The organism is Shewanella baltica, from assembly GCF_900456975.1.
Lineage (GTDB): Bacteria > Pseudomonadota > Gammaproteobacteria > Enterobacterales > Shewanellaceae > Shewanella > Shewanella baltica.
In genome coordinates this window covers 4003752-4021112 of sequence record NZ_UGYM01000002.1, presented here as the reverse complement: position 1 = coordinate 4021112, position 17361 = coordinate 4003752, and the positions used below count along the sequence as shown (strand labels likewise).

The window sequence follows — 17361 nt, the reverse complement described above, 5'->3', positions numbered from 1 at the left end:
ACTGCCGATGCAAGTATTCACCCTATTGTCATTGAGAGTCGTTATGCTACGTACAGCACTAGTTGCGCTACTGCCCTTAGTATCTTCAATGTGCTTTGCTGAAACGCAGGCGGTGGATATTTATAGCCAAGATCAATTGCTTGATTTGATCCGAAGCGATCAATATTTAGCGAAAGTGAAGCGTGATGATTGCCAGTTAGTCCAAGACATTGAGGCGCGAGCCCAAGTCTTAAAACAGCCTTTATATCAATTCCTGTGGGGCGAAATGCTCAATTATGGAACCTGTGTAAAGGCAAACCCTGTGAAGGGTATTGCTTTGTTACGTGACTCGGCCGAACAAGGTAGCTCAGAAGCGATGTTAAAGCTTGCCGAGTATTATCAGAGTGGGAAATTTGTCATCCGCAATAAAGACAGAGCAGTGCATTATTTACTGCCTGCGGCTGCAAGTGGTGATTTACCCGCTCGTATGATGTTAGTGCGTTTATTCGGTGAAGGTTATGGTAGTCCTAGGGATTACGAGATGGCCTATCACTGGTTATATAACGATGTATTTGCGGACGAGGCGACAAAGAAAAAAGCCTTGTCTTTACTGCAGGTGTTAGCAGCTAAAATGCCCCCCAGTGCAGTGGCGCGGGCCCAGCAAGAACAGTTGCGAACCCGTTAAGTGGTCTCTTAATCTAGAGACACATTATTTGGATATTGAATGATCAAAGACCCTCATTTTGAGCGTGAACAGGATAAGTACGAAAACCCTATCCCAAGCCGTGAGTATATTATCGATTACTTACGTTCTCAGAAATCACCTATCACTCGTGACAGTATTGCCGCGGCGTTAAACATCCAAGAGGAAGAACAACTTGAGGCCCTGCGCCGTCGCCTACGTGCGATGGAACGCGATGGCGAACTCGTGTTCACCCGTGGGCAGAGCTATGGCTTGCCCGAGAAAATGGATCTTATCCCCGGCACTGTACTCGGACACAGAGAAGGCTTCGGCTTTTTCAAACCCGATGAAGGCGGTGATGACTTATTTATTTCGAACCGCGATATGCTGATGTATTTCCACGGTGATAAAGTGCTGGCGCAAAAAGCGGGCACAGATCGTCGTGGTCGCCGCGAAGCGCGTTTGGTGCGTTTGATCCAGCCGCGCAGTGCCGCGATTGTTGGCCGTTATCATGTTGATAGCGGTATGGCATTTGTCATTGCCGATGATAAGCGTATTACCCAAGAAATCTTAGTCGCGAATGAAGATCGCAACGGCGCCCGTCAAGGCGATGTGGTTGTGGTTGAATTAACGCGTCGCCCAGGTCGTTTTGTTAAGGCTGCGGGTAAAGTGACTGAAGTGCTTGGTAAGCAAATGGCGCCGGGGATGGAAATCGAAATCGCCCTGCGTAACTACGACTTACCCCATACTTGGTCACCTGTGATCGAGAAGAAACTGCGCCGAATTCCCGATGAAGTGACCGACGCCGATAAAGTCGGCCGTGTAGATTTACGTCATCTGCCATTAGTGACTATCGACGGCGAAGACGCCCGCGATTTTGACGATGCCGTGTATGCGGAGAAAAAAGCCGGTGGCGGCTGGCGTTTATGGGTTGCGATTGCTGATGTTAGTTATTATGTTCGCACCGATTCAGCCTTAGATACTGAAGCGCGTGCCCGTGGTAACTCAGTGTATTTCCCATCGCAAGTGATCCCTATGCTGCCGGAGAAAATCTCCAACGGCCTATGTTCGCTTAATCCTCACGTCGACCGTTTATGTATGGTCGCCGAGATGACAGTGTCTGCCAAAGGCAAGTTGTCGGGTTATAAGTTTTATCCGGCGGTGATGTATTCCCATGCCCGTTTCACTTATACCCAAGTGGCGGAGATGTTAGAAGGCGGCCCGATTGCGCCTGAGCATGAAGCCTTGTTCCCGCATCTGCAGTGTTTACAGTCATTGTATTTAGCGCTAGATGAGCAAAGAGCCGAGCGTGGTGCGATTGCGTTTGAAACCATGGAAACGCAGTTCATTTTCAATGAGCAGCGCAAGATTGATAAAATCGTGCCGCGTGGCCGTAATCAAGCCCATAAAATCATTGAAGAATGCATGATTTTAGCCAACGTTTCTGCAGCTAAATTTGTGAAGAAACACAAAGGCGACGTGCTGTACCGAGTGCATGAAGCGCCATCTGAGCAAAAGTTGGCGAACTTTAAAGAGTTCCTTGCTGAGCGTGGTTTGACTATGCCTGGCGGACTTGAGCCAACGCCGTCAGATTACCAGAACGTGATGCTGCAAATTGCCGACCGTCCCGATGCTGAACTTATCCAAGTGATGTTACTGCGTTCTATGCGTCAGGCAATTTACACCCCAGATAATGAAGGTCACTTCGGTCTAGCCTTAGAAGAATATGCGCATTTTACCTCGCCCATTCGCCGTTATCCGGATTTAGTCTTACATCGTGTGATCCGTTATTTACTGGCGAAAGAAAGAGGCGAAGCCACAGAGAAGTGGACGCAGGATGGTGGCTACCACTATCAACTCGATGAACTCGACCAATTGGGCGAAGAGTGTTCGACTACAGAGCGTCGTGCCGATGAAGCGACTCGTGATGTTAGCGATTGGCTCAAGTGCGAGTTTATGCAAGATCACGTCGGCGATACCTTCGAAGCTGTGATTGCCTCAGTGACGAGCTTTGGTTTGTTCGTGCGCTTAAATGAGCTGTTTATCGATGGCTTAGTGCATATCTCAAGCCTAGGTAGCGATTACTACCAATTCGATCCTATGCGTCAACGCCTTATCGGTGAGCATACAGGCCAAGTCTATCAAGTGGGCGATCCTGTGACGGTTAAGGTCGCTGCTGTTAACTTAGATGACAGACAGATTGATTTAGTCATGCTGGGCGATGACGGCAAAGGTGGCAAGCGTAAAGCCTCTGCCAGCCGTGATAAGCCGATGACTGCCCGTGAGCGTGTTAATCGCGAAGGTGCTAAGCAAGGCAAAGCGGGTAAAACCGCAACCCCTAGCACTAAGGCTGAAGCTGGCAAAGCCAAACCTAAGGCTAAAGCGGGCACTAAAGCGAAAAAGACAGCAGTAAAAGATCCGGCTAAAAAGCCAAAAGCCGCTAAGCGGAGCACGAGAAAGAAATAAATGAAAAAACAAGATATTATTTTTGGGATCCACGCAGTTGAAGCCCTGTTAAAACACAGCCCTGAGCGCATTATCGAGTTATGGCTGTTACAAGGCCGTGACGATGAGCGCTTAACTGTGCTTGCCAATCAGGCCAAAGCCTTTGGCACTACGATTCAAGTCGCTTCTCGTAAAGCCTTGGATGACAAAGCGGAAAGTAGCCAGCATCAAGGTATAGTCGCGCGCGTTAAAGCGGCGAAAGTGTTGAATGAGCAAGATCTAGATGTGCTGCTTGCTAACACTGAGCAACCATTTCTGCTGATTTTGGATGGCGTGACGGATCCCCATAACTTAGGCGCTTGCCTACGTAATGCCGATGCGGCAGGCGTGCAAGGTATTATCGTGCCTAAAGACAACTCAGTCGGCTTAACTGCGACAGTGAGTAAAGTGGCATGTGGCGCGGCGGAAACAGTGCCTTTATTCCAAGTGACTAATCTTGCGCGCACTATGCGTCACCTGCAGGATAAAGGTGTATGGATTGTGGGTACGGCGGGCGAGGCAGATTGCGAGCTTTATCAAGCCGATCTTAAAGGGCCACTGGCGATTGCCATGGGGGCGGAAGATAAAGGTTTACGCCGTTTAAGCCGTGAGTCTTGCGATTCACTGATCTCTATCCCTATGGCCGGTAGTGTGTCTAGCTTGAACGTATCGGTTGCGACCGGTATTTGCTTATTTGAAGCTGTGCGTCAGCGCCGCAGCTAGTACGCTCATGCTTGCCTGATATCGCACATGCGGTCAGGCTTGCAGTAACGACTTGTTGCAGTAACTATTTGTTGTAGTTAGCACTTGCAGTAATAAAAAGACCGATTAACTTTAAACAGTTAATCGGTCTTTTTTGTTGGCCTTTTTATGTCAGTGCTTTGTCTAGGTTAACCTGATGGCTATCGGCTTCATCCGTTTGAACGGCTTCTGGCTCTGCTTGTTCGATATCGAAACTGAAGGCGAGTTGCTCCTCATCACTGTCATTTTCGTCGATAATATCGTCATCGACGCCATCAGCCCCTAAATCATGCTCAGATTCATCTAAGTTGGCGCTCGGCGTCATATGTTCTTGAATCGATTCAACATCAACCCTAGGGTCAAGCGCCGCCGCCAGTGGTGAAGAGACTAGGTCGCCCGTCGCCATTATGTAGTCTTGGGTGACATTGGTTTCGACTTTTTGCTGTGAATGCACGTAACGTAGCCGCACAAACAGGATGAAGGTACAGGCAGACATAAAGCCATATAACATGCTGTTGCCAAGCCATTGCATCAACGTTGAGGCGATAAGTGGGCCGATACTGGCCCCTAAGCCGAAGGTTAATAAGATGGTGGCAGATAAACCGACCCGCTCATTCTGTTCGACTCGTGAGTTAGCCAGTGCCGTAGCAAGTGGATAGAAGGTGAAACCTAAAATACCAAACAGGAAGGTCATCACCAGCGAAATCACTGGATGATAGGGCGTTAAGGCGATGGCTAAGGCTAAGATGCCAAGCAATATACAGTTGATACGAATAAGGCGACTGCGGGACATAATGTCGGACAGTTTCCCCATCGGCCATTGTGCCAGTAATCCTGCTAAAATTGTTGCAGTCATATAAGTGGCGACTTTTTCAGGCGGCAAACCTAAGTTACTAGCATAGGCGGGCGCGAGACCATAAAACGAACCCACTATCATGCTACCAATTGCGATGGTTGTGAGTGCCTGCGGCGCTTTTTTCCAGTAATGGGCAATTTTAAGTGGAGCTGGGACCAAAGGCGCAGGGTGAAGACGACGCGTGAGTGAAATCGGTACGATACAGAGTGAGAAACAAATCGCGATCAGCAGTAACGGCTCAAGGCCTAATTCGGGGAAGATACTGATCGCGCCTTGGCCCAAGATCAAGCCGAAGTAAGATACGATCATATAACTCGCAAACACTGTGCCCCTTTGGTTACTTTCGGCTTGTTCGTTAAGCCAACTTTCGAGCACCATGTATTGGCACATCATGCCCATGCCGACAACGAGCCTGAGGAGCAGCCAAACTGCTAGCTCATCCACGAGTGCATGACCCAATGCAGATGCGGCGACTATGCCTGCACTGGCAACGAAGGCGCGGATATGGCCCACTTGGGCGATAAGTCTATGACCAATCTTAGAGCCCGCCACAAGGCCAACATAATAGGCTGACATCATGCCACCTATCCATATTTGTGGCACGTTCATCACCGAGAGCCTGAGCCCAAGGTAAGTTGTGAGCAAACCGCCGGCCAGTACCATTAACAAGGTGGTGCTATATAAAGAGGCGAAAGTGCGCAGCGGATTAGTCATATACAACTCCGAAAACACAAACAAGATTGATAATAAACCGTGAGTATATCAGGGGTTGGTGTTTATGTTGTGTTGCAAATTGTTGGTAAATCTTGATTAATTGCGCATTTCTGCTCAAAAAATCCTTAGATTATGTCGAAGTGACTTGAGAGGGGGCGGAGGAACTTTAACATTGACGCCAGCCGAAGATGACATTGGCGTCGTGTTCTTGTATTGCTTCGGACTATCTAAAAGTGGTTATCTAAAGGTATAAAGCAGGTTAAAGGTGGTGATGGTATCTGTCTGTTGGCTACCCTCTGGTACCACTTCAGTGTATTTGATGTTCATGCCGATTTTAAAAGCCCAATCTTGGAACACCAGATTTTTGTAGTTCATGTCTAAGGTAAGGGTGTTGTTGTTCTCGCCCATTTCCGCAGTTAAATCGGCATTGAGACTGCTGTATTCCTGCAGTTTTTGAGAAAACTTTGCAGCGGTACGCAAAATGATATCTTTCTCAGCATCAGGATTGGGAATATCGACAGATTCGGCCGGTAAGTTATATCGATAACCGGGGCCGACTTCGAGACTGAGTTTGGTCTTGTAGCTACTGATGGCATTAAAACCGTAACCACTCGAAATAGTTGATATTTGCGTGTAACTACCGAATTGATCCCAAGTGAAATCACCGCGTCCGAAGATATAACCCTTAGTGAGTTTATAGTTCGACTGGAGTTGTAGTTCGTATTTTTCGGAAGTCGTTTTGCTTTTTTCTGAGGCAAAGTAGGCTTTGAGCGTGGCTTCTTGCTTGGTTTGCTTAGTGTCGTAAATCAGTTGGGTTCGACCGTTAAAACTGCTGGATTCGGTATTGCCTGTATTCAGTTGCAAACCCGCTTCGATTTCTGCGGTAAAATCGCTGGGCGGTTCCTGATAATCAGGTGGAACAAGCGCAAGCGCAGGAAATGAAAGGGAAAATAAAAAGATTGGCGCAATAACTTTTAGCATTATGTTTTATTCTTGGTTAGCTGATGTCAGACGTCCGAATATAGATGAAGCGCCATCATACCTGTATTGATTGGCGAGGCAAAGTTATTGCTTGAGTTTCTGGCTTGCTTTCTGTACTATCTCGCGCTCAAATCAGTCACTATTTTTCGTTCCTTGCCTCCATTTGGTTTGACTGAGCCAATACCGAGGCTACATAACCGTAAGGAGCAATAAATGCGTCATTACGAAATCGTATTTATGGTTCACCCAGATCAAAGTGAACAAGTACCAGGTATGATTGAGCGTTACACAGGTGTTATCACCGAAGCTAACGGCACAATCCACCGTTTAGAAGATTGGGGCCGTCGTCAACTGGCTTACCCAATCCTTGATCTGCATAAAGCTCACTACGTTCTGATGAACGTTGAAGCTAAAGCAGAGACGATTGAAGAGCTAGAAACAGCTTTCCGTTTCAACGACGCAGTTCTGCGTAACATGGTAATGCGTACTAAAGTTGCCGTTACTGAAGCATCTCCAATGGCTAAAGCTAGAGATGAGCGCGATTCACGTCGTGGCCCAGCTGGCGAACGCTCATACGATGAAGCTCACGCTGAAGAAATCGCTGAGTAAGGTAATCTGTGACCACCAATAACTTGGTGTTGTCAGGAACGATAACTCGTTCAAGACGCTTTAAAAGCCCAGCAGGTATTGCACACAGTGTGATAATGTTGGAACACAAATCGCAGCGTTATGAAGCAGATATGCTCCGCAACGTCTACGTACAAATTCAAGTCATTTTGAGTGGCCCACGCTTTGAAAGCGTCGCAGAAGATCTGAAAGCAGGTGTGGAAGTACAAGTGCAAGGCTTTATGACGCTTCAACAGGGGCGCAATGGTCAAAACCGCTTAGTTATCCATGCCGAAAATGTCGAATTGAAAACTTAGGAGACTGTCAACATGGCACGTTATTTCCGTCGTCGCAAGTTCTGCCGTTTCACCGCTGAAGGTGTTGCAGAAATTGATTACAAAGATATCGTTACTTTAAAGAACTACATCACTGAAAGCGGCAAGATTGTTCCTAGCCGTATCACTGGTACTAGTGCTAAATATCAGCGCCAACTAGCTCGCGCTATCAAGCGTGCTCGTTATCTTTCTCTACTGCCATATACTGATTTACATCAGTAATTGCAGTATTCCTAATCGAATATAGAGGATTTGATAATGAACGTTATTCTGCTTGATAAAATCGCTAACCTAGGCAACTTGGGTGACCAAGTATCAGTTAAGGCTGGTTACGCACGTAACTTCCTTTTGCCACAAGGTAAAGCTGTTGTTGCTAACGAAAGCAACGTTAAAGTATTTGAAGCTCGTCGCGCTGAATTAGAAGCTAAATTAGCTGCTGAATTAGCTGCTGCTAACCTACGTGCTGAGAAAATCACTGCACTGGAAGCTGTTGTAATCGCTTCTAAAGCTGGTGATGAAGGCAAACTGTTTGGTTCAGTTGGCAACCGTGACATCGCTGATGCAGTGACTGCTGCTGGTGTTGAGCTGGCTAAATCAGAAGTTCGTTTACCATTAGGCGCTCTGCGTACTACTGGCGACTTCGAAGTTGAAGTTCAGTTACACACTGAAGTTAAAGCTGTTGTTAAAGTATCTGTGGTTGCAGAAGCTTAATTACGACTCGCTTTAAATATAAAAAGACACCGCCTCGGCGGTGTTTTTTTATGGCTGAAATTTAGGATTTGAGTGTATTTAGGTTTGGATATCGGCTCTGCGATGGATTTAATACGATTGGTATAATTGCTAGGTGATATACGCCTACTCATTCAATCTCATCATCCCAAAGTGTATTCGCTGCTAAAATACGAGCCCAAATAAAAGCCGCTTACTGCATAACAGTGAGCGGCTTTTGGTTTAGAGCAACGGATTTAGCTCAAGGTATTAATTTCTGACTAAATCCAGTTCTTGGATTAGGTTATCTGCATGGTCGACTTCGTCCATCATCCACAGGATATAGCGGATATCCACGTGTACTGCGCGGGTGATGGTTGGGTTGAAGAACCAATCTTTAGTGATGGCTTCATAGGTGGAGTCGAAGTTAAGACCCACTAACTCACCTTTACCGTTGAAGACTGGTGAGCCGGAGTTGCCGCCTGTGGTGTCAACGCTCGATAAGAAGTTAACCGGTACTGAGTTAAATTCTTCGGGTTTGTCTAAGCAAGAGAAGAGTCTGCAGATCCAGCCGCGGGGATCTTGATAAACTGACTTCACTAAATGATTGCCGAAACGCTGCTCGGCAATCGCATCGAGGAGCTTTTTCGGTGCATTGTAGGGCTCTACGCCTGTGTGTTTCGCGACTATGCCATCTAGACGAGTAAACGGCTGTTTGTAGAGTGCATCACGTGATTGATAACCATCGACCATACCGTAGCTGATACGCAGCGTACCGTTGGCGTCAGGGTAGACTGGCCAGTTGTTGGCTTTATAGTATTCGATCACTGCGGCCATATAGTCTGGGCGAGCAGTGGATAACTTACCGTCTAAGATTTTTTCCGTTTTTTCCTGCGCCATATTAGTGTCGTAAAGTGCTACGGCTAAACGAATAAAGGGATCGGCACTGGTTTCGAAGGCGTTAATATCGGCATTCATCCACGCCAGACGTTGGGCTTGATCTGTGAGCGTAGTGAGTGAATACAAACCATCGAGTTTAGCTGCGAGATCTACGTCTTTACTGGTTACACTTAACATTTGATCGAGCGCCGCCACGCGATTCGATTGGCCTAGGTAAGCATTTAAATCCTGTAGCCACAATGTCTTATCGACTTTGACATCGAAACTTGAATCGATGCGTTTAAGGCGTGAACTCAGCATAGCCATATCACGCTCTTGATAGCCTTGTTCACGTTCGGCATCAGGCTTTTGTTTTTCTTTCGCAAGACGATACAAGCTGTTTGCTGCGGTTAGCAGGGTGCTCGATTGGGCATTGGTAAAGTAGTAATTACTTTGAAACGCCTGTTGTTGCTCTGCAAGTAGCACTTCTAACTCAGCGATGAGGTTTTGATTTAGCTTAGGATTTTTTTTAAGCCAAGCTAAAAAATTATCCTCACGGTTTTGTTTAATGCCCACGATATCCGTGGCTTTAAAACCCGCTAGCAGGCCATTGAGTTTCTTCATTCGGTTGGCCATTGAAGCCATATTGCCAGCGTACTTAATGGCGATATCGGCATCTTTTTGCCCCATAGCTTCGATAGTATCAATCTGTAATTGATAGCGTTTTGCTTGGGTGGGATACAGCCAGTCACTGGCAAACTTAAGTTCACTAGTAAGGTTATAGCGACTGGTTGAGCCCGGATAACCTGCGACAAACACGCCGTCACCGGCCTTTACGCCATCGGCGTTAATTTTAAGGTAACTCTTTGGCTTGTAAGGGATGTTATCGTCGCTATATGCAGCGGGTTGACCATCTTTACCTACATAAGCCCGTAAAAAGGCAAAATCACCCGAGTGGCGTGGATATTCATAGTTATCGATGTCGCCGCCGTAGGCACCGACACTTTCCGGTGGTGCATACACTAAGCGTACATCGCGGATCATCAATTGCTTGATTAAGTAATATTCTAGGCCGTTATGGAAACTGCGGACATTACAGCGATAGTTAGCATCTGCTTCACAGCTTTTGATCAATTCTTTGCTGTGATTTTGAATGTCTTCGTAACGGCTCAGCGGATCTTGGCTTAGGCCTTGATTGATTTGGGCGGTGACATCGGTTACTGCCTCTGTGATGTATAAACGTTCGTTAGGACCGGCAGAGGGTTCCTTGTCCATTGATGTCGCTAAAAAGCCTTGTTCGAGATAGTTATGTTCTTTCTTAGTGTTATATTGTATCGCCTTGAAGGCACAATGGTGGTTTGTCACAACTAGCCCTTGGGGGGAGACAAAACTGGCGGTACAATAGCCCAGCCCTACAACGGCGTTCATTGGATAACTTGTAAGATCGGCCAGTTTTTCTGCAGGAATATCGATTCCGCGTTCACTGAGTTTGTCTGCAATAGAAGGCATTTGATAAGGTTGCCATTGTCCTTCGTCGGCAGTTGCTATGCCGGATGTCATTACTAAGGCCGCAACCAATGCAATACGCATGTTCTTTCCTTATTGATTATTAGAGTGTCCGTTGGAATGAGATAACAGGCGAGTGTAAACATCCTGTTTGCTTGACGCGGGTTTTATATCATATTTTGTTAAGTTGTTGGAAATCGGGAGCGTTAATGTCACAACAAGGTGCTTTTAAGCCTAAAAGTAAGCCAAGAGATTTGCAGCTTGATGGACTCAAGCTGCCACCACATTCAATTGAGGCTGAACAATCGGTATTAGGCGGCTTGATGTTAGATGCCGAAGCGTGGGACAGGGTCGCTGAGGCCGTCGTAAAAGATGACTTTTACTCCCGCTCACACAAGATGATCTTCTCTGCCATGCACAGATTGGTCGATCTGGGGCAACCGATCGATTTGATCACGGTTTCTGAACAGCTCGAAGTTGAAAATCAATTAGAAGATGCCGGCGGTTTTGCCTATTTAGGTGAGATTGCGAAAAATACCCCAAGTGCGGGTAACATTTTATCATACGCCGAAATCGTCCGTGAACGCGCTGTAGTGCGTGACATGATCCGCGTAGCACATGAAATTGCCGATGCGGGTTATAACCCAGAAGGTCGCGATTCGAGTGAATTACTCGACCTTGCTGAGAGTAAAGTCTTTAAGATCGCTGAGATGCGCACCAATTCCAATGAAGGTCCTGAAGGCATTAAAACCATTCTGGAAAAGACCGTTGATAAGATTGAGCAGCTTTATAATAACCCCCATAACGGTGTGACTGGGGTTTCGAGCGGCTTTAACGATCTGGATAAAATGACAGCTGGCTTCCAGTCCGGTGACTTGATTATCGTTGCTGCGCGTCCTTCTATGGGTAAAACCACCTTCGCGATGAACTTGTGCGAACAAGCCGCGATGAATGAAGACAAGCCGGTGCTTATCTTTAGTCTCGAGATGCCGTCAGAACAGATTATGATGCGTATGTTGGCCTCCTTGGGCCGCGTCGATCAAACCAAAATTCGTACCGGTCAGCTCGATGACGAGGATTGGGCGCGGGTTTCATCGACCATGGGCATCATGCTCGAGCAAGGCAAAATGTATATCGATGATGGTTCGGGATTAACGCCGACCGAAGTTCGTAGCCGCGCGCGTCGTATCGCCCGTGAGTACGGTGGTTTATCTATGATCATGATAGATTACCTGCAGTTAATGCAGGTGCCCGCTTTGAAAGATAACCGTACCTTAGAGATTTCTGAGATTTCACGCTCCCTAAAGGCGTTAGCCAAAGAGCTAGAAATCCCGATTATTGCCCTGTCGCAGCTTAACCGCTCGCTTGAGCAAAGGGCCGATAAACGCCCGGTAAACTCGGATTTGCGTGAATCGGGCGCTATCGAGCAGGATGCGGATCTCATCATGTTTATTTATCGCGATGAAGTGTATAACAACGATTCTCAAGATAAAGGTACGGCCGAAATCATTATTGGTAAGCAACGTAACGGCCCGATTGGTCGGGTGCGACTCACCTTCCAAGGGCAGTTTTCGCGCTTCGATAATTATGCCGGACCTCAGTTTGAAGAAGACTAAATTCATGTTTGAAAATAGTAAATTTGCGTATGCAGAAGACGTGCTGTGCTGATGTATTTTTTATATCCGTGACTTTTTATTTCCTGAGTGAGCAAGGTAAATTTTGAACCCTTTTCCCCGTGCAGAAATTAGCAGTAGTGCACTGCAAACCAATCTCGCTGCGTTGCGTCAACAAGCACCAGCGAGTCGCGTAATGGCCGTCGTTAAAGCGAACGGTTATGGTCATGGATTATTAAATGTCGCCCATTGTTTAGTCAGTGCCGATGGTTTTGGCTTAGCGCGATTGGATGAAGCCTTAGAATTACGAGCGGGCGGCGTGACAGCGCGGTTGTTATTGCTGGAAGGTTTTTTCCGCGCCACCGATCTCCCATTACTCGTCGGGCATGATATCGACACTGTGGTGCATCATAGCTCTCAGCTTGAGATGTTAGAGCAAACTGTGTTGTCTAAACCTGTCACTGTATGGCTGAAAGTGGATTCAGGCATGCATCGCTTAGGCTTTACGCCCGAGCAATTCTCAGCGGTTTACGATCGATTAATGGCCTGTCCCAATGTGGCAAAACCGATTCATTTGATGACGCATTTTGCCTGTGCAGATGAGCCAGATAACACTTATACCTCAGTGCAGATGGCGGCTTTTAATAGCTTAACAGCTGGCTTGCCCGGATTTAGAACCTTAGCCAATTCCGCCGGTGCTTTGTATTGGCCGCAAAGCCAAGGCGATTGGATCCGTCCGGGAATCGCCCTCTATGGTGTGTCACCTGTCACGGGAGATTGCGGTGCGAATCACGGACTAGTACCTGCGATGGAACTGGTATCACAGTTGATTGCGGTGCGGGATCATAAAGCCAATCAGCCAGTGGGTTATGGTTGTTTCTGGACCGCGAAGCAAGATACCCGTTTGGGTGTTGTCGCAATTGGTTATGGTGATGGTTATCCCCGTAATGCACCGGAAGGTACACCTGTGTGGGTCAATGGTCGTCGCGTGCCCATAGTAGGTCGTGTCTCTATGGACATGTTGACTGTCGACTTAGGCCAAGATGCACAGGATAAGGTGGGCGACAGTGCTTTGCTGTGGGGTAAGGCATTACCCGTAGAAGAAGTCGCTGAACATATCGGTACTATCGCTTACGAATTAGTGACTAAGCTCACTCCAAGGGTTGCGGTTTGTCTAGCTTAACCTCATGAACTTCATCTCATGAACTTCATCTCGTGAGTTTACTCTCATGGGCTTAATCTCGTGGGCATAGTCTCATGAGACTAGCCTGATGAAATGAACCTCGTTAGCTTGAGCGAGTTAAGATGCAGAATCATAAAACGGTGTGTTAAACACCGTTTTTTATTTGTAGAAAGTATAAGATGAAGTCTCGTGGTGAATCATCAGCACTATATTTGCATCGTCTCATTGCTCCGAATAAAAGCGTTAAAGTTTGCTAATTTTTGCAGTGTGATGTGTGCTGAGCGAGTAGGGCTTAGATAAGCGCATTGCAGTTAAGTACTGATTTGATGTGCAGGCTGGGTGACTCGATATGTTTACGGGTAGAGCCGCGCGAATTGAAGTGGTAATTAGACACTAATGAGGCAGTAAAAAGAACGGTCAAAACATGTTCAGGTGCTGGTAATCCAGCCGTTCTGATCTTTGTTATATAGCTTTAAATAAGCAAATGAAACATAAGATCCAGAGCGACAGGAGCGTTAATGTAATTTGAGCAATGTTGGCTTGGTACATTTTAAGCTTTTAGTTTTCAAAGCATATTTCGATATAAGCTGTCCCATGTGGGCTGGTAAAAGGCATGATAATCTTAGTGCCATTGGCTTTATGGGAAATGGTATGGCCTTTTCCTGACACGACCATAGGGGTGGCCATTTCAAACTCATAGCCTTTCTGACCCAATAGATTTTTTGCGCCTCCAGTCACCATGTTGGTGATTTCACCCACTAGGTCAGTCACTTCCTCGTTAATTTTACCCGGGTTTTCGCCCAGCATATTCTGCATTATCTGCAAAACCAGCTTTTGTTCGAAGGTAATCGATAGTGATCCTTTTGTTTGGGGGCCAACGAGCCCAATGAGTCCAGACACATCCCCCTTCGCTAAGTTATCTGATTTGATTTGAGGTTTGCCCGGCGTCAAATCCATGCTCGCCATAGTCGAAATGACATTGAGCAGAGATTGGAGGAAAGGATTAATAAAATTAACGTTCATGCCTAAGTTTGTCCTCTTTTGAGCCTAAACCATGAAGTAATGGCATTGCTTAAGGCTATTAGAAAAGTTGCTTATCGACAGCAATCTTGATCACACTCTATCAGCTTAGATGAGACAGCTATAAATGTGAGGCTAATTTAAAGATATTCTTATCATTTATCCGAGATATATGCGGCTAAGGCCCAATATCACTGTGCCATTTATGGTTGCGATCGCTTTGCATCATAGTTTACAAGTGTTACTCAGGAAGACGTTGAACGTCAAATGGCGCTGTTTTACGCTACATAAATACAAAACATGATGCAATATCGACACTATTAGCCCCATTCATAGTGGCCCATGTGTGCCGATGCTGCAAAGTTTTTTAGCCTTTTTATGGAGTAACTCGACTTTTATCTATTCAACAACTGAGGGGAGAGCGGTTATTGCCCGGCTCTGTGGCATCTCGGTTAGTGCGATTCTGCGATACCATTCCATTCGCTATCGTCTGGTAGCTAACGAGATTTCTCAACAGCAACATTAAAATATCCCCCGTAGATAATTTCATTACAGTCGTCATTGCACAAACTGACTCGGCTCGCGTAATAACGTAATATTTTTATGTAGTTAGCTCGTCGCCGGTTTTTTTTAAACATCAAGACATTCTCATTTTTCCCACTACTCTCAATTTCAGCTGCAAGCAGTAAACCTGCATTGCTGGGTGAACAATCCTGCAATCAATGTTAATTAATAATGCAAATGATAATAGTTATTGATCAGTTTGTGTGATTTCCTTATATTAGCGGGCGATTAACAGGTGGGGGACATCTGTTACAGGGTTTAGTCCGCAACAGGAATGCTTTTAATGAAATTTGCAAAACGCCGCAATGGCCGAGTCGCACTCGGCGCCCATGTTTTAGGTTCATTAACTATAGGTATGGCTATATCAGCTACCCCTGCGATAGCAGCGGAGCAGGCACAAGTCGCTGGTAAGAAAGTCGAACATATTGAGGTTAACGGCGAATATTTGGGCTACAACACGCGCAAAGTACAATCCGGTAAATTTACTGATGATCTGCTCAATAGCGCTAAAACTGTCACTGTGATTAATCAAGATCTGATCAAAGACATGGGGGCACAAAGTTTTACTGATGCTCTGCGTGCAACACCTGGTATTACGCTTGGTACGGGTGAAGGTGGTAATCCCTATGGTGACAGGCCGTTTATTCGTGGTTATGACGCTCAATCTTCAACGTTTATTAACGGTATGCGGGATGTGGGCTCCCAGAGCCGTGAGACTTTTAACATCGAACAAATTGAGGTGCTAAAGGGGCCGAGTTCTGTTTACAACGGCCGTGGTGCTGTTGGCGGTAGTATCAATATCGTGACTAAAAAAGCGCAAGCCGAAGATTTTATTAATGCGGATGTGGCAATTGGTACTGATGCTTTAAAACGCGCCAGCCTTGACGTTAACCATGTGATTGCAGATGAAGCTGCCGTGCGGGTGAATCTAATGGCGCACGATGCCAATACGCCGGGTCGTGATGAAGTCTCTGGTAATCGCTGGGGCATTGCACCCTCAGTGACCTTTGGCTTGACGACACCCACTAAGGTGACGTTGGAATACTATCATTTTGAAAACCATGACATACCTGACTATGGGATCCCCTATGATCAAGCGACAGGTAGGCCTGCCGATGTTGATTCCAATAACTTCTATGGCTTATTGTCGCGGGATTTTCGCGATAATAATGACGACACAGCTTCAGTGCTGATAAGCCATGACTTTAACAATGACATGCAATTTACGTCGACCTCAGTGTATAGCCGTAATACCAATTATTACATTGTGACTAACCCCGATGACACGACAGGCAATGTCGCCAATGGTTATGTATGGCGTAACACTAAATCGCGTCACTCTGTCACTAAAACGCTCGCGACCCAATTACAATTGGCGGGTGAGGCTAAACTGGCTGGATTCACCAACCGCTTTGCGATTGGCACTGAATTTAGCAACGAGCGCACCAGTAACTTAAGTTATACGGTCGATACGGGTAATGGTCGTAATGCGGGTTGTAATGATGCACTACTGGCTAATTACAATTGTACTTTGTTATCGAAGCCTAATCCTCACGACCCTTGGGTCGGCAGCGTGACGCTAGGGACTGATGCCACTGTGACTGAAACGGACACTCGCTCAGTTTATGCCTTTAATACCATAGAGTTGAATGAGTCTTGGATGATTAACGGCGGCGTGCGCTGGGATGATTACCGCACTGCTGCACAGAACTCGACTTCGTCACTATCCAATGACGATGACTTTTTAAACTACCAATTATCAGTGCTGTATAAACCTGCGGTAAACGGCAGTATCTATGCGGCGTGGGGCACATCTTCGAATCCGCCAGGAACATCTAATGGCGATGGTTCAGATCGTCTTGGTAGTAACAATGAAGATTTAAAGCCTGAAGATACTGAAAGTTACGAGCTAGGTACTAAGTGGGATTTCTTCAGTGGCCGCTTATCGCTTAATGGTTCAGTATTCCAAATCGAGAAGAACAACGCTCGCGTTGCGACTTATGCCGATCGCAATTCACCGCAAGAAAACGTTGGTGAGCAGAAAGTGAAAGGCTTCGAAATTGGTTTTTCAGGTGATATCACTGAGCATTGGCATGGATTTGGTGGATACACCTATCTTGATGCTAGCCTAGAAAGTAACGGATTTAATGCCGCTTACGATGGTAATCGTTTCCCTAATACGGCCAAAAACAGCATCAGCCTGTTTACCACTTACGACATTACGGAACAGTTAAATGTCGGAACTGGCGCCTACTATATGGGGCAGGTTTATGGTAATACCGGCAATACGTTATCGATTCCTTCATACTGGCGTTTTGATGTGGTTTCATCTTACAAGATGAATGACTTTCTGACGCTGCGCTTGAATGTGCAAAACCTCACTGACGAGCGTTATTACGATAAAGCCTACACTGCGCATTTTGCTAACATGGCGCCCGGACGTTTGGTCATGCTCAGTGCCGATATGCATTTTTAATGTCAGTCATTAGCTAATGTTACGGCAGCCCTCG

At 46.4% G+C, this 17361-nt stretch carries 14 protein-coding genes; 10 read left to right on the top strand and 4 right to left on the bottom strand.

Translation table 11 applies throughout. From position 1 onward, the window contains the following. Positions 1-7: 7 nt before the first annotated feature. From motX to rlmB, 3 genes are read left to right on the top strand one after another with little or no spacing between them, the layout of a single operon-like run. Positions 8-664 (top strand): flagellar protein MotX, encoded by a 657-nt coding sequence (gene motX, locus DYH48_RS17990; protein ID WP_011847814.1) that lies wholly within the window; start codon positions 8-10, stop codon positions 662-664. A 39-nt stretch (positions 665-703) separates the two neighbouring features. Next, positions 704-3127 (top strand): ribonuclease R, encoded by a 2424-nt coding sequence (gene rnr, locus DYH48_RS17985; RefSeq protein WP_006083048.1) that lies wholly within the window; start codon positions 704-706, stop codon positions 3125-3127. Then, positions 3128-3868, top strand: a complete 741-nt coding sequence (gene rlmB / locus DYH48_RS17980; RefSeq protein ID WP_006083047.1) for a 23S rRNA (guanosine(2251)-2'-O)-methyltransferase RlmB — start codon at positions 3128-3130, stop codon at positions 3866-3868. It begins immediately after the preceding gene. Between the two features lie 145 nt (positions 3869-4013). Here rlmB and DYH48_RS17975 read toward each other — a convergent pair whose 3' ends face one another. Together DYH48_RS17975 and DYH48_RS17970 are read right to left on the bottom strand one after the other, a co-directional pair. Further along, on the bottom strand, positions 4014-5456 hold the full coding sequence (locus DYH48_RS17975) for an MFS transporter (RefSeq protein WP_115335534.1): 1443 nt from the start codon (positions 5454-5456) through the stop codon (positions 4014-4016). A 237-nt stretch (positions 5457-5693) separates the two neighbouring features. After that, a complete protein-coding gene (locus DYH48_RS17970; RefSeq protein WP_107402640.1) occupies positions 5694-6437 on the bottom strand; it encodes a DUF481 domain-containing protein in 744 nt (247 codons plus the stop codon). A gap of 213 nt (positions 6438-6650) precedes the next feature. Between DYH48_RS17970 and rpsF the strand changes: the two genes are divergently transcribed. Genes rpsF through rplI form a run of 4 tightly spaced genes read left to right on the top strand, consistent with a single transcriptional unit; the run spans position 6651 to position 8089 of the window. Then, on the top strand, positions 6651-7046 hold the full coding sequence (gene rpsF / locus DYH48_RS17965) for a 30S ribosomal protein S6 (protein WP_006083044.1): 396 nt from the start codon (positions 6651-6653) through the stop codon (positions 7044-7046). Between the two features lie 8 nt (positions 7047-7054). Beyond that, positions 7055-7360 carry a primosomal replication protein N gene (gene priB / locus DYH48_RS17960; RefSeq protein ID WP_006083043.1) on the top strand — a complete coding sequence of 102 codons (306 nt, stop codon included), beginning with the start codon at positions 7055-7057 and terminating at the stop codon, positions 7358-7360. A gap of 12 nt (positions 7361-7372) precedes the next feature. Next, positions 7373-7600, top strand: a complete 228-nt coding sequence (rpsR, locus tag DYH48_RS17955; RefSeq protein WP_006083042.1) for a 30S ribosomal protein S18 — start codon at positions 7373-7375, stop codon at positions 7598-7600. A gap of 36 nt (positions 7601-7636) precedes the next feature. Continuing rightward, a complete protein-coding gene (gene rplI / locus DYH48_RS17950; RefSeq protein WP_006086059.1) occupies positions 7637-8089 on the top strand; it encodes a 50S ribosomal protein L9 in 453 nt (150 codons plus the stop codon). A gap of 267 nt (positions 8090-8356) precedes the next feature. Here rplI and DYH48_RS17945 read toward each other — a convergent pair whose 3' ends face one another. Continuing rightward, complete coding sequence (locus DYH48_RS17945) at positions 8357-10555, bottom strand: S46 family peptidase (protein ID WP_115335533.1); 2199 nt, start codon at positions 10553-10555, stop codon at positions 8357-8359. Between the two features lie 125 nt (positions 10556-10680). Between DYH48_RS17945 and dnaB the strand changes: the two genes are divergently transcribed. Together dnaB and alr are read left to right on the top strand one after the other, a co-directional pair. After that, positions 10681-12087 (top strand): replicative DNA helicase, encoded by a 1407-nt coding sequence (dnaB, locus tag DYH48_RS17940; RefSeq protein WP_006083039.1) that lies wholly within the window; start codon positions 10681-10683, stop codon positions 12085-12087. 103 nt (positions 12088-12190) lie between these two features. Further along, positions 12191-13267 (top strand): alanine racemase, encoded by a 1077-nt coding sequence (gene alr / locus DYH48_RS17935; RefSeq protein WP_115335532.1) that lies wholly within the window; start codon positions 12191-12193, stop codon positions 13265-13267. 558 nt (positions 13268-13825) lie between these two features. Here alr and DYH48_RS17930 read toward each other — a convergent pair. Beyond that, positions 13826-14290, bottom strand: coding sequence for a chemotaxis protein CheX (locus DYH48_RS17930; protein ID WP_006083037.1), 465 nt, complete (start codon positions 14288-14290; stop codon positions 13826-13828). Between the two features lie 844 nt (positions 14291-15134). Here DYH48_RS17930 and DYH48_RS17925 point away from each other — a divergent pair. Further along, entirely contained in the window at positions 15135-17327 is a 2193-nt protein-coding gene (locus DYH48_RS17925) for a TonB-dependent receptor (protein WP_115335531.1), read from the top strand. Positions 17328-17361 lie beyond the last annotated feature (34 nt).

Excerpts from the sequence above, each read along its gene's own strand:
- motX (WP_011847814.1), top strand. The coding sequence starts at position 8 with ATGCAAGTATTCACCCTATTGTCATTGAGAGTCGTTATGCTACGTACA.
- rnr (WP_006083048.1), top strand. The coding sequence starts at position 704 with ATGATCAAAGACCCTCATTTTGAGCGTGAACAGGATAAGTACGAAAAC.
- rlmB (WP_006083047.1), top strand. The coding sequence starts at position 3,128 with ATGAAAAAACAAGATATTATTTTTGGGATCCACGCAGTTGAAGCCCTG.
- DYH48_RS17975 (WP_115335534.1), bottom strand. The coding sequence starts at position 5,456 with ATGACTAATCCGCTGCGCACTTTCGCCTCTTTATATAGCACCACCTTG.
- DYH48_RS17970 (WP_107402640.1), bottom strand. The coding sequence starts at position 6,437 with ATGCTAAAAGTTATTGCGCCAATCTTTTTATTTTCCCTTTCATTTCCT.
- rpsF (WP_006083044.1), top strand. The coding sequence starts at position 6,651 with ATGCGTCATTACGAAATCGTATTTATGGTTCACCCAGATCAAAGTGAA.
- rpsR (WP_006083042.1), top strand. The coding sequence starts at position 7,373 with ATGGCACGTTATTTCCGTCGTCGCAAGTTCTGCCGTTTCACCGCTGAA.
- rplI (WP_006086059.1), top strand. The coding sequence starts at position 7,637 with ATGAACGTTATTCTGCTTGATAAAATCGCTAACCTAGGCAACTTGGGT.
- DYH48_RS17945 (WP_115335533.1), bottom strand. The coding sequence starts at position 10,555 with ATGCGTATTGCATTGGTTGCGGCCTTAGTAATGACATCCGGCATAGCA.
- dnaB (WP_006083039.1), top strand. The coding sequence starts at position 10,681 with ATGTCACAACAAGGTGCTTTTAAGCCTAAAAGTAAGCCAAGAGATTTG.
- DYH48_RS17930 (WP_006083037.1), bottom strand. The coding sequence starts at position 14,290 with ATGAACGTTAATTTTATTAATCCTTTCCTCCAATCTCTGCTCAATGTC.
- DYH48_RS17925 (WP_115335531.1), top strand. The coding sequence starts at position 15,135 with ATGAAATTTGCAAAACGCCGCAATGGCCGAGTCGCACTCGGCGCCCAT.